10 protein-coding genes and 2 pseudogenes are annotated in these 12,617 nt (G+C 67.0%); 8 read left to right on the top strand and 4 right to left on the bottom strand.

Annotated features, from left to right (window positions below):
• Positions 1-2: 2 nt before the first annotated feature.
• From ACFQJD_RS11680 to ACFQJD_RS11665, 4 genes are all read right to left on the bottom strand, one after another.
• Positions 3-776, bottom strand: a complete 774-nt coding sequence (locus ACFQJD_RS11680) for a halocyanin domain-containing protein (RefSeq protein WP_379798404.1) — start codon at positions 774-776, stop codon at positions 3-5.
• A gap of 90 nt (positions 777-866) precedes the next feature.
• The gene (gene purF, locus ACFQJD_RS11675) at positions 867-2,324 is read right to left on the bottom strand and encodes an amidophosphoribosyltransferase (protein WP_379800502.1); all 1,458 of its coding nucleotides are present in this window, start codon (positions 2,322-2,324) and stop codon (positions 867-869) included.
• 229 nt (positions 2,325-2,553) lie between these two features.
• A complete protein-coding gene (locus ACFQJD_RS11670; RefSeq protein WP_379798402.1) occupies positions 2,554-2,727 on the bottom strand; it encodes a 50S ribosomal protein L37e in 174 nt (57 codons plus the stop codon).
• The gene (locus ACFQJD_RS11665; protein ID WP_379798400.1) at positions 2,724-2,957 is read right to left on the bottom strand and encodes an LSM domain-containing protein; all 234 of its coding nucleotides are present in this window, start codon (positions 2,955-2,957) and stop codon (positions 2,724-2,726) included. Before ACFQJD_RS11665 ends, ACFQJD_RS11670 begins: the two co-directional genes overlap by 4 nt.
• Before the next feature lie 488 nt (positions 2,958-3,445).
• Here ACFQJD_RS11665 and ACFQJD_RS11660 point away from each other — a divergent pair, with 488 nt between their 5' ends.
• The 8 genes and pseudogenes from ACFQJD_RS11660 to ACFQJD_RS11625 all read left to right on the top strand — a co-directional run bounded on the left by ACFQJD_RS11660 (position 3,446) and on the right by ACFQJD_RS11625 (position 12,615).
• A complete protein-coding gene (locus tag ACFQJD_RS11660) occupies positions 3,446-4,792 on the top strand; it encodes an RNase J family beta-CASP ribonuclease (RefSeq protein WP_379798398.1) in 1,347 nt (448 codons plus the stop codon).
• Positions 4,789-5,835: a geranylfarnesyl diphosphate synthase gene (gene idsA3, locus ACFQJD_RS11655; RefSeq protein ID WP_379798396.1), complete on the top strand. Its 1,047-nt coding sequence runs from the start codon at positions 4,789-4,791 to the stop codon at positions 5,833-5,835. Before ACFQJD_RS11660 ends, idsA3 begins: the two co-directional genes overlap by 4 nt.
• Positions 5,836-5,888: 53 nt before the next feature.
• Positions 5,889-7,601 (top strand): annotated as a pseudogene (locus tag ACFQJD_RS11650) (glutamate--tRNA ligase).
• Positions 7,602-7,700: 99 nt separating this feature from the next.
• Positions 7,701-9,011, top strand: a complete 1,311-nt coding sequence (locus ACFQJD_RS11645) for an aspartate aminotransferase family protein (protein WP_379798394.1) — start codon at positions 7,701-7,703, stop codon at positions 9,009-9,011.
• Between the two features lie 45 nt (positions 9,012-9,056).
• Positions 9,057-10,733, top strand: coding sequence for an aldehyde ferredoxin oxidoreductase family protein (locus tag ACFQJD_RS11640; protein WP_379798392.1), 1,677 nt, complete (start codon positions 9,057-9,059; stop codon positions 10,731-10,733).
• A gap of 101 nt (positions 10,734-10,834) precedes the next feature.
• Positions 10,835-11,164: a 4Fe-4S dicluster domain-containing protein gene (locus ACFQJD_RS11635; RefSeq protein WP_379798390.1), complete on the top strand. Its 330-nt coding sequence runs from the start codon at positions 10,835-10,837 to the stop codon at positions 11,162-11,164.
• Positions 11,165-11,325: 161 nt separating this feature from the next.
• Positions 11,326-12,168, top strand: a pseudogene (locus ACFQJD_RS11630) (electron transfer flavoprotein subunit beta/FixA family protein); the annotation flags it as partial.
• A 303-nt stretch (positions 12,169-12,471) separates the two neighbouring features.
• The gene (locus ACFQJD_RS11625; RefSeq protein ID WP_379798388.1) at positions 12,472-12,615 is read left to right on the top strand and encodes a hypothetical protein; all 144 of its coding nucleotides are present in this window, start codon (positions 12,472-12,474) and stop codon (positions 12,613-12,615) included.
• The last annotated feature ends 2 nt before the right edge of the window (positions 12,616-12,617 follow it).

Raw genomic sequence — 12,617 nt, 5'->3', positions numbered from 1 at the left:
GCCTACTGCGGGCCGCGGCCGTGGGTCTCACCGTTGCCGCGACTCCGCTGCTCGTCGTATTTGATCAACAGGAGGACGCCGAACAGGACGGGCGAGAGGAACGCGCCGACGACCGTTCCGCTGACCACGAGCGAATCGAAGCGGCCGATGCGCAGGCCGCCCGACTGTCCGCCGCCGTGTTGGCCGCTACTGGATTCCGAGCCGCTTCCACTGCCGGAACCACTCTCACTACCGGAGCCGCTTCCACTGCCGGAGCCGCTTCCCGACCCGCTCTCGCCCCCGCTGCCGAGGGCGACGTCGCCGACGACGACGGCCCCTTTCATGCCCATGGCGAGATGCGGCTGGCAGTAGTACTTGTAGACGCCTTCGGTTTCGAACGTGTGTTCGTGTTCGAAGCCCTCGTTCTCGATGGCTTCGTGGCCCGCCCAGTCAGCGTCCGAGGGCTGCTGTTCTATCAGGATGTTGTGCGTGTCCGACATCCACGAGAACGTCACCGTCGTCCCGGGGTCGACGCGGACGGCGGCGGGCGTGAACCCGTACGGCCCGCCGTTCGCCTCCGTGCCGACTTCGACGGTGACGGCGTCCGCGCCCGTCTCGTCGACGACGCCGTCGTAGTTCCCCGTCTCGCCGCCCGTGTTGCCGCCGAACCACTGGTCGAGCGTGGTCTGTGCGCCGGCCGTTCCGACCGACCCGAGCGCCACGCCCGCTCCGACGGCCCCGGCGGCCGCTCTGAGGACCGTTCGCCGACCGACCCGCGTGTCGTGTGCCTCGCTCATCTCGGTTGTTCGTAGGCGACAGTCCCTTCAAAAGCGTTGTCAGTTGCGTCCGGTCGGGCGTTCGCGGGCGGTCGTCGCGGGACGTCCGCGTTAATCGTCGGCCGTCACGGGTTCGTCGCCGATGGGCGGCCGCGTGACGTCGCGGTCCGTCGTCTCGCCTTCGATGTCGTAGGGGTATTCGCCGGTGACACAGCCGAGACAGAGGTCGGCCCGCGACTCCCCGAGGACGTCGGCGACGGCGTCGATAGAGAGGTAGGCGAGGCTGTCGGCACCCACGGCGTCGCGGATGTCCGCCGTGCTCTTGTCGGAGGCGATGAGTTCCTCGCGGGTCGCCATGTCGATGCCCATGTAACAGGGGGCGACGATGGGCGGCGCGCCGATGCGGACGTGGACCTCCTCCGCTCCCGCCTCGCGGACCAGGTCGACCAGCTGCGTCGAGGTGGTCCCGCGGACGATGCTGTCGTCGATGATGGTCACCGTCTTCCCCTCGACGGTGCTTTTGATCGGGTTGAGCTTGAGGCGGACGGCGCGTTCGCGTTCGTCCTGTGTGGGCATGATGAACGTCCGGCCGACGTAGCGGTTTTTCATCAGGCCCTCCGCGAATTCGACGCCGGCACCGTCTTCCTCGTTCTCCGCGGCCTTGGCCGCCTCGGCGTATCCCGAGGCGAACGCGCGCCCGGAGTCGGGGACGGGCATCACGACGTCCGTCTCGATGCCGCTCTCCTCCCAGAGCTGCCGGCCGAGATTCCGGCGCACCTCGTAGACGAGGTTCTCGTCGACGACGGAGTCGGGGCGGGCGAAGTAGACGTGTTCGAAAAAGCAGTGGGCGGTGTTGTCGCGGTCGACGAGCTGGTAGGAGTCGAAGCCGGAGCCGTCGGCCTCGAGGACGACGAGTTCGCCGGGGCGGACGTCGCGGACGAGGTCGCCGTCGAGCGTGTCGACGGCGGCGGATTCGGAGGCCAGCACGTAGCCGTCGTCGAGTTCGCCGATGCAGAGCGGGCGGTTCCCTTCGGGGTCGCGCACGCCGAGCACCGTATCGTCGTGCATGATGGTCAGCGAGTACGATCCGTGGATGCGCTCCATCGTCCGCTTGACCGCGCGGATGAGGTCGCCGTCCAGGAGATTCCGCGCCATGTCGTGGGCGATGACCTCGGTGTCGCCGTTCGAGGTGAAGGCGTGACCCTCGGCTTCGAGTTCGTCGCGGATCTCGTCGGCGTTGACGAGGTTGCCGTTGTGCGAGAGGCCGAGCGATCCCGACTTGAACGAGACGGCGAACGGCTGGGCGCAGTCGGCGTCGACGGATCCCGAGGTCGGGTAGCGCACGTGGCCGATGCCGGCGGCCCCGTTCAGGTGGTCGAGGGCGTCCTCGTCGAAGACGTCGCCGACGAGGCCCATCCCGACGTGGCTGTGCTGCTGGAACCCGTCGTGCGTGACGATGCCCGCGGACTCCTGGCCGCGGTGCTGGAGCGCGTACAACGAGTAGTAGAGGGGCCGCGCGACGGCGCGGTCCGCGAGGGCGACGCCGACGACGCCGCACTTCTCGGTCATCCCGTCCGGGGAACGCTGATGGTCCCGCCCTTGAGGCATACGCGTCGGTTGTGCGTCCGGGGGTAAAAATCCTCGTAGTCGTGTCGAAATCCCCCGTCGCCGTCGTCGAATTATTCACATATGTGCATACCCGAGCTCGGGTCGGCCCGCGTCGAACGGCGGTCACCGTGACCGTCGCTCGGCGGCCGCGAGGCTCCGGGCGTGCGTCGACGGGAGAGAGAACGGAGAGTTACTCGCCGGCTTTGGTCTGCCACTCGTAGTCGCGGCGTTTGGCGGACTTGCCGAAGCCACAGGACGAGCAGACTTTCTTCTTGACGTGATACGATTTCTCGCCACACCGACGGCACTTGACGTGCGTGGTGGTGTTTTTCTTCCCCTGGCTCGGGGTTCCTGCGCCAGTCATGTCTTGATTGTCACGACGTTATCGCCGCGTATAATGGTTGTGTCTTCGATTGCTTCGACTTCGAGTTCGCCGAGAGCGTCGCCGTCGACGTCGCCCGCGGGGTCGAGGACGACGTTCATGTGTTGGTCGTAGCCGGCGAGGCTACCGTGGAACGCCCGGCCGTCTTTGAGGTGAACCGTCACGGCTGCTTCCAGCGACGCTTCGAGAACGTCGAGAGGTCGTCCGCTCATGCTCCGAACGGGGTGTGTTTGGCTATTAAACGTACCGAAGCCGCTATCGGCGGTTCGGACCGTGGCCGACGCCGCACGCGGAACGAACATCGCCAGGAAAGCCCGGGCCGCTCGGGTGGCTGTTCCGCCTCGCTCGGCGGAGCCCGCCCAGTCGATCTCGGGCGGGACGTCGCTCCGGGCGACCCCCGCGAAGCGAGGTTCACGGGCCGTAGACGGCAGCGAAACGCGGGAACGGCGGGCGTTCGAGCGCCACGCGACCGTCCGGCGCGTAACCGAATCTCTCCACCTCTCCCCGTCACCGACCCAATCAGTTTTTAATACCCCGGTGTGTAGGGGATAGCAAGAACGCCCGCGGGTAAGTGCGACGACGCGTCGCACGCGGGGACCAGCGACCGACGTGCTGTAAGACGCCGGGGCCGGTGGCCCCCGAGCCCTGCTTTCAGTGAGCACCGTTGCCACGTACGTGGCGTTTCAATGCTCGGATAACCATGGAAATCGAAATCGCAACCATAGGCGGATACGAAGAAGTCGGGCGGCAGATGACTGCCGTCCGTGCCGGTGACGACGTCGTCGTCTTCGACATGGGCCTCAACCTCTCGCAGGTCCTCATCCACGACAACGTCGAAACCGAGAAGATGCACAGCCTCGATCTGATCGACATGGGTGCCATCCCCGACGACCGGGTGATGAGCGATCTCGAAGGCGACGTACAGGCCATCGTGCCCACGCACGGCCACCTCGACCACATCGGGGCGATCTCCAAGTTGGCCCACCGCTACGACGCCCCCGTCGTCGCCACGCCCTTCACCATCGAACTGGTCAAACAGCAGGTCGAAGGGGAGAGCAAGTTCAGCGTCGGCAACGACCTGGTGAAGATGGAGGCCGGCGAGACGATGCAGATCGGCGAACGCTGTGAACTGGAGTTCGTCAACGTCACCCACTCCATCATCGACGCCATCAACCCCGTCCTCCACACGCCGGAGGGTGCCGTCGTCTACGGCCTCGACAAGCGGATGGACCACACGCCGGTCATCGGCGACCCCATCGACATGAAGCGGTTCCGCGAGATCGGCCGCGAGGGAGAGGGCGTCCTCTGTTACATCGAGGACTGTACCAACGAGGGAGACAAGGGACGCACGCCCAGCGAGTCCGTCGCCCGTCGCCACCTCCAGGACGTGATGTACAGCATCGAGGACTACGACGGCGGCATCGTCGCGACGACGTTCTCCTCGCACATCGCCCGCGTCTCCAGCCTCGTCGAGTTCGCGAAAGACATCGGCCGCCAGCCCGTCCTGCTCGGGCGGTCGATGGAGAAGTACTCCGGCACTGCCGAACGCCTCGACTTCGTGGACTTCCCCGAGGATCTGGGGATGTACGGCCACCGCAAGTCCGTCGACCGGACGTTCAAGCGCATCATGAAAGAGGGCAAGGAGAACTACCTCCCCATCGTCACGGGCCACCAGGGCGAACCGCGCGCGATGCTGACGCGGATGGGCCGCGGCGAGACGCCGTACGAACTCGACGACGGCGACAAGGTCATCTTCTCGGCCCGCGTCATCCCGGAGCCGACGAACGAGGGCCAGCGCTACCAGTCCGAACGGCTCCTCCGGATGCAGGGCGCGCGCATCTACGACGACATCCACGTCTCCGGTCACCTCCGGCAGGAGGGCCACTACCAGATGCTGGACGCCCTCCAGCCCCAGCACGTCGTCCCCGCCCACCAGGACCTCGCCGGCTTCGCGCCGTACGTCGATCTGGCCGAGGGACAGGGCTACGCGCTGGGCCGCGACCTGCACGTGACGCGCAACGGTAACATGATTCAGCTGGTGGAATGACGTCGGACGCGACGGAACGGCGGGTACTCGACACCGTCCAGGAGCGACGCGCCCTGGTCAACGAGGCCATCGACGACTACCTCCCGATGGCCGACCCGGAACGCCTCTACGAGGCGTCGCGCTACCTGCTGGAAGCGGGTGGCAAGCGGCTCCGGCCGACGGTCACGCTGCTCGCCGCGGAAGCCGTCACCGACGTCGAACCGCTCTCGACCGACTACCGGGAGTTCCCCACCGTCTCCGGCGACGTCATCGACGTGATGGCCGCCGCCGTGAGCATCGAGGTGATCCAGTCGTTCACCCTCATCCACGACGACATCATGGACGACGACGACCTGCGCCGAGGCGTCCCGGCGGTCCACGAGGCCTACGACACCGAGACGGCCATCCTCGCCGGCGACACCCTCTACTCGAAGGCCTTCGAGTTCATGACCCAGACCGGGGCCGACCCGGCCAACGGGCTGGAGTCGACCCGGCGACTCGCGACGACGTGTACCCGCATCTGCGAGGGGCAGGCGCTCGACGTCTGCTTCGAACGCCGGACCGAGGTGCTCCCCGAGGAGTATCTCGAGATGGTCGAGTCGAAGACGGCCGTCCTCTACGGCGCGTCCGCCGCGATTCCGGCCGTCCTCGTCGACGCCGACGACGACGTGGTCGACGCGCTCTACCGCTACGGCATCGAGGCCGGGAGCGCCTTCCAGATCCAGGACGACGTCCTCGATCTGACCGTCCCGAGCGAGAAACTCGGCAAGCAGCGCGGATCGGACCTCGTCGAGGACAAGGAGACGCTCATCACGCTCCACGCCCGACAGCAGGGCGTCGACGTCGACGGCCTCCTCGACGCCGACGACCCCGAGGAACTCACCGAGGAAGCCATCGAAGCCGCCGTCGCCGAACTCGACGCCGCCGGCAGCATCGACTACGCCCGCGACAAGGCGGAGTCGCTCGTCGACCGCAGCCAGGAGCGCCTCGAAATCCTCCCCGACAACGCGGCGCGCGCCCGCCTCGCGGACATCGCCCGGTATCTCGTCACCCGCGGCTACTGACCGCGCGGGGCGATCCACGGCTGTTTTTAGCGGGCGGCCGGAATGGTGGCGTAATGGACTCCGAACTGCGCGAGCGGGTCGAACGCGAGGCGCGAAAACACGCCCTGCTCAACGCCGTGAAATACGACAGCGAGGCCGACGTCGGCGCGGTCATGGGGCCGCTGATGGGACAGAACCCCGACTTCCGCCCCCACGGCGACGAGATTCCGGGCGTCGTCGCGCAGGTGGTCGCCGAGGTGAACGACGCCTCGCCGGGGAGCGACGCGAGCGGCTGGCCGAACTCGCGCCGGATCTCCTCGAAGAGCTCGAAGCCGAGGAGGAGGGCGAAACGCAGGTGTTGCCGGACCTGCCGAACGTCGACGGCTACGACGAGGTGCGGATGCGCGCCGCGCCGAACCCGAACGGGCCGTGGCACCTCGGCCACGCCCGGATGCCCGCCGTCATCGGGACGTACAAGGAGATGTACGACGGCTCTTTCGTCGTCCGCTTCGACGACACCGACCCCGAGACCAAGCGCCCCGACCTCGACGCCTACGACGCCATCCTCGACGCCATCGGCTACCTCGGCTTCGAACCCGACGAGGTGCTTCGCGCGAGCGACCGCCTCGAACTCTACTACGACCACGCCCGTCGCCTCGTCGAGCTGGGCGGGGCCTACACCTGTTCCTGTCCGGGCGAGGCGTTCTCCGAGAAGAAGAACGCGGGCGAACCCTGCCCGCACCGCGACAAGGACGCCGAGACGACGATGGCGGAGTTCGAGGCAATGGTCGACGGCGAGTACGACGCCGGTGAGATGGTCCTCCGTGTGAAGACCGACATCACCCACAAGAATCCCGCGCTCCGTGACTGGGTGGCCTTCCGCATCATCGACACGCCCCACCCGCGCCCCGAAGCAGCGGAGTACCGATGCTGGCCGATGCTCGATTTCCAGTCCGGCGTCGACGACCACCTCACGGGCGTCACCCACATCATCCGCGGCATCGACCTACAGGACTCGGCGAAACGCCAGCGGTTCGTCTACGACTACTTCGGCTGGTCGTACCCCGAAGTCGTCCACTGGGGCACGTCCAGGTCGACGAGTACGACGTGAAACTCTCCACCTCGACCATCAAGGAGCTAATCGACCGGGGCGAACTCGACGGTTGGGACGACCCGCGCGCGCCGACGCTGGCGAGTCTGCGACGGCGCGGCATCCGCGGCCAAGCCATCGTGGACGCGATGATAGAACTCGGCACCTCCACGAGCAACGTCGAACTCTCGATGAGCAGTATCTACGCCAACAACCGCGACGCCGTCGACGACGAGGCGAACCGCTACTTCCTCGTCCGCGACGGCGTCGAACTCCCCGTCGTCGGTGGTCCCGACGCCGGCCATCCGCCGTTGCACCCCGACCACGACGAACGCGGGACGCGCGAGGTTCCCGTTCCCGGGGCCGTCCTCGTCGAACCCGACGACGTGCCGCCGAACGGCAAGCGGGTCTGGCTCAAGGGGTACGGCTGTGTCCGGCACAACCGCGACGCCTTCGAATACACGGGCGACGACATCGACGCCGTCCGCGAGGAGGACGTCCCCGTCGTTCACTGGGTCCCGGCCGACGGCGGCGTCCCCTCCGCTTGCGGACGATGGACGGCGACGTCGACGGCGTCGCCGAACCCGACTTCGCCGACGCGGCCGTCGACGACGTCGTCCAGTTCGAGCGCGTCGGGTTCGCTCGCGTCGACGCCCGCGGCGACGACGAGTCGGTGGCGTACTTCGCGCACAAGTAACGAATCCGACGGACGGCGCGCGTTCGTGGTCATCCTGGTCGGTGCGGTTCGATCCGAAGATGGGGGTACATTTATCCCGCAATAGGACTCTTTCAAGATATGAGCCACGGGAAAGTCCGTCCCGAGAGCGGGGCGATTCCGCACTGGTACACCGCGGGCGACGACGTCGTCACCCTCACCGAGGGCGACGGCGCACGCGTGTACGACGACGAGGGCAACGAGTATCTCGACTTCGTCGCGCAGCTCTACTGCGTCAACGCCGGTCACAGCGAGCAGCGCATCGTCGACGCCATCACCGAACAGGCCCAGCGGATTCCGTACGTCGCCTCCGCGAGCGGCAACGACACGCGGGCGGAACTCGCCGCACGCATCGGTGACGTCACCCCGGGCGACCTCTCGGAGGTGTTTTTCTCCGTCTCCGGGAGCGAGGCCAACGAGATGGCCGTCCAGTTCGCCCGCGAGTACACCGGCGGCCGGAAGGTGCTGACGCGCTGGCAGTCCTACCACGGCGCGACGTACGGTGCGGCGTCGCTGACGGGCGACCCGGCGACGCGAAACGCGATGGAGCGCTACGGCGGAACCGCCTCGACGAAGTTCCTCCCACCGTTGACCTACCGGTCGCCGTTCGACGGCGACACGCCCGAGGAGATCGGCCGGCAGGCGGCCGACCACCTCGAGTTCGTCATCCGGAACGAGGGCCCCGACGACGTCGCGGCCGTGATGATGGAGCCCGTCGGTGGGTCGAGCGGTGCCTACACCGCGCCGCCGGGGTACTTCGAACGCGTCCGCGAGATCTGCGACGAGTACGACGTTCTGCTCGTCGCCGACGAGGTCATCACCGGCTTCGGCCGGTGTGGCGGCTGGTTCGGCGTCGGCACCGAAGACGTCGTCCCGGACCTCCTCACCTTCGCCAAGGGCGTGACGAGCGCCTACGTCCCCCTGGCCGGCGTCGTCGCGCGCCCGCCGCTGGGCGATTTCCTCCGCGAGGAGGGGATCGAGGTCGGACAGACGTTCGCCGGCCACCCGCTGGCGTGTGCGGCGGGCGTGGCCGCGCTCGACGTCTACGCGGACGGCCTGGTCGAGAACGCTCGCGAGGTCGGCGCGTACCTCGGCGAACAGCTCGCGGAACTCGAAGCGCACGACGTCGTCGGCGACGTCCGCGGGCGGGGTCTCCTCCGGAGCGTCGAGTTCACCGACCCCGAGACGGGAGAGCCGTTCCTCCACCCGTGGGCCGAAGACGGCGACAACCCCGTCGACGAGGTCAAAGAGCGGATGAAAGAGAGGGGCGTCCTCGTGGGGAGCGGCCGGCCGAACGTACAGCTCCTGTTCTCGCCGCCGCTCTGTGTCGATCGAGCCGACGTCGACGCGGCGGTGTCGGCGCTCGACGAGTCGATCGCCGACGTGTTCTAGATCGTTTGGGCACCATTTAATACCGCGCGGCCCCGCCTACCGGATATGCTACACGCCGAGGGACCACTCCTATCCATCGACGTCGGCGACCGGACGACGGAACTCGAAGCGATCGACGACGTCCTCGAATCGTTCGTCGGGGGTCGGGGCGTCGGGACCAAACTCGCCCACGACCGCGTCCCGTTCGACGCCGACCCGCTCGGCCCGGAGAATCGCCTCTTTTTCACGACCGGACCGATGCAGCTCTCGCAGATGAGTTTCACCGGTCGGATGAACGTCACCGGCGTCTCGCCGCTCTCGAACGGCCTCGTCTCGTCGAACGCCGGCGGCTTCCTCTCGCGCAACTTCGCGGGCGCGGGCAACAGCGCCGTCGAACTGAAAGGCGAGAGCGACGAACTCGTCGCCGTCCACGTCCGCGAGGACGGCGTCGAGTTCGAGGAGGTGCCGGAACTGGCGGCGGCGACGGTTCCTGAGGTGACCGAGTACGTCGAGGAAGAACACGGACTCGGCGAGGACAGCGTCGCCTGCATCGGTCCGGCGGGCGAGAACCGGGTCCGCTTTTCGGCCATCATGACGACGGAGAGTCGGGCCTTCGGTCGGGGCGGCCTCGGGGCCGTCCTCGGGTCGAAGAACGTCAAACTCCTCACGTTCGACGGCGACGCCGACCCGCCCGTGGAGATCCCGTCGGTACAGATGGACGTCCACCGCGACGCCGCCACCAGCGACAACATCATGAAACGCCAGGGAACCGCCAGCGTCACCGACCTCGCCAACGAGATGGGCACGTTCCCGTCGTACTACTTCGAGGACGTCCGCTACGAGGGCTTCGAGGGGATCAACGGCGACGCCGTGGAGTCGAAGAAATACGAGAAAGGGACCTGTTCGGCGTGTGCGTTCGCCTGCAAACTCCCGACCCGGGACGAGGAGACGGGCCTCGAAACCGAGGGGCCGGAGTTCGAGACGATCATGGCCTTCGGCGGCAACTGCGACGTCGACGACATCGTCTCGGTCATGCAGTCGAACGAACTGTGTGACACCCTCGGGATGGACACCATCTCCTGTGGCAACGCCGTCGCCGCCTACCTGAAGGCCAACGGCGAGTTCGGCAACGACGACCTGATTCACGAACTGGTCGAGAAGATCGCCTACCGCGAGGGCGACGGCGACGTGTTGGCCGAGGGGATCCACCGCTTCGCCGACGATCTCGGCGTCGACGACTGGACGGTCAAGGGCATGTCGTTCTCCGCCCACGACGGCCGCACCCTCAACGGACAGGGGCTCGGGTTCGCGACGGCCAACCGCGGCGCGGACCACATGTACTCCACGTTCTACGCGTTCGAGTACCCCCTCGTCGACAAGGAAGACGCCTTCGACCCGTCGGGGCTCTCGGCCGCGAAGGCGCGCAAGCTGGTCGAGCAGGAGAACAAGCGCGCCTTCGAGGACTGCGGCGTCGTCTGTCGGTTCTCTCGGGGAACGATGACAGACGAACGGTTCGAAGCGCTGTTCGACGCCGACTTCGACGACCTCCTGTCCGTCGGCGCGCGAACCATCGAACTCGAACGCCACTTCAACAACCAGCGTGGCTTCGACCGAACGGACGACACCCTCCCGTACGAACTCCCCGACTTCGACGACGCGCTCGACGCCTACTACGAGACGCGCGGGTGGACAGACGAGGGCCGCGTCCCCGAGACGGACGCCGCCGGCGCGACGGCGGATTAGTCGGGACCGATCCGTCTGGCGCTCTCCCGGCCGCCGCTACGCTCGCGCAGACCTGCTCGGCGGCATATTTTAATAGCCGGCCTCTCTGTTCGTAGCTAGCAATGCCCATCGACCCGAACTTCGAACAGAACCGCGAGAAGGTAGGCGAGGAGGACGGCGTCGCGGTGTGGGGACCGGTGGACCCGCCGGAACAGCTCGGCATCCACGGGACGCACGTCGCCGTCGACTTCGACATCTGCCTCGCGGACGGGGCCTGTCTGGAGGACTGCCCCGTCGACGTCTTCGAATGGGTTGACTCGCCCGGCCACCCCGAAAGCGAGATCAAGGCGAATCCGACCCACGAGGACCAGTGTATCGACTGCATGCTGTGTGTCGACGTCTGTCCCGTCGACGCCATCGACGTCGACCCCGGCCGCGCCGGGCGCATCTGAGAGGCCGGCCGTCTTCTCCTCGGCAGCGACGTCCGTCGCGGTTCGACCGGCGTATCGACGGACGTCGTACCGACGGCGTACGAGCGTCGAGATAGTAAGAACCGTGATAATAAAAGACTATTACGTTATGATGCCGACGTTTCGGCACACTCATGGTAGCATTGCACACGGCAGTGTTGACGAAAGGCGTCCCCGACTTCCGCGAGGGACAGGTCTCCTTCGACGAGGAAGGGCATCTCGAACGGGGGAAGACGCCGACGGTGATGAACCCGAACGACCGCTTCGCGCTCGAAGCGGCGCTCCAGACGCGGGTCCGACACGGAGGGACGGTCAGCGTGATGAGCATGGGACCGCCGGGCTACAAGGACGTCCTCCGGGAGGCGATGGAGACGGTGTACGCCGACGACCTCTATCTGGCTTCGGATCGCGAGATGGCCGCCGCCGACACGTGGGCCACCGCGATCACGCTGAGTACCGCACTCGAAAAACTGGGGGGACTCGACCTCGTGATCGCGGGGTTCAAAACGGCGGACGGCGAGACGGGCCACACCGGCCCGCAGGCCTGCTGGGCGCTCGACCTCCCCATCGTCACGCACGTCGTCGCCCTCGACGTCGACCCGGAGGCCGAGCGAATCCGGGCGAAGCGACTCGTCGAGGGCGATATCGAGGAGATAGAGACGGTGGAAGCGCCGCTCCCGGCGTTCGTCGTCACCGACCCCGAGTTCGATCCGTCCTACCGGACGGCGGGCGACCGACTCGAACTGAAGGACCTCCGCGAGGAGACCCAGAAGCGCGCCGAGAACTTCGAGGATCACCTGACGACGTGGGACCACGAAGCCCTGAATCTCGACCCGGACTACATCGGCCTCGACGGGTCGCCGACCATCGTCTCGTCGGTCGATCCGATTCCGAAAGCGCCCGCCGAACGCGAGGCGACGATGGTCGACCCCGACGACGAGGAGGGGATGCAGGAGATTCTGGAGACCGTCCAGCCGTTCGCGGGGGTGACTGAGCGTGGGCGACCCACTCGACCCGAGCGATTACACCGTCGACGAACTGCGCGAGGAGCTAGAGACGGTGGAGACGGCCGACGAACTCGAATCGGTCCTCGAAGCCGAGCGGACGAGCAAGAACCGCAAGACTGCGCTGGAGGCGATTCGCAACCGCCTCGACGACCTCGGCGTCCCCGAGGCGGAAGCGATCGAGGAGGACACTGACACCGAAGGCGAGTATCTGGAGGCGGGCGGCGAACCCCCTTCGACCCCGCCGAGTTCGACATCGCCGAACTGGGACCGAAACTCAAAGACGTGGAGGACATCGACGCCCTCCGTGCCCTCCTCGACGCCGAGGAGTCCGGAGAGAACCGCGACAGCGTCGTCACCCTCGTCGAGAGCCGCATCGACAAACTGAGCGAGAGCGAAGTCGAGGGGAAGTCGACCCGACGGAACTGAGC

This window comes from Haloplanus sp. GCM10025708 (genome assembly GCF_042663985.1).
Lineage (GTDB): Archaea > Halobacteriota > Halobacteria > Halobacteriales > Haloferacaceae > Salinirarus > Salinirarus marinus.
This window is presented reverse-complemented; position numbering and strand designations above follow the sequence as displayed.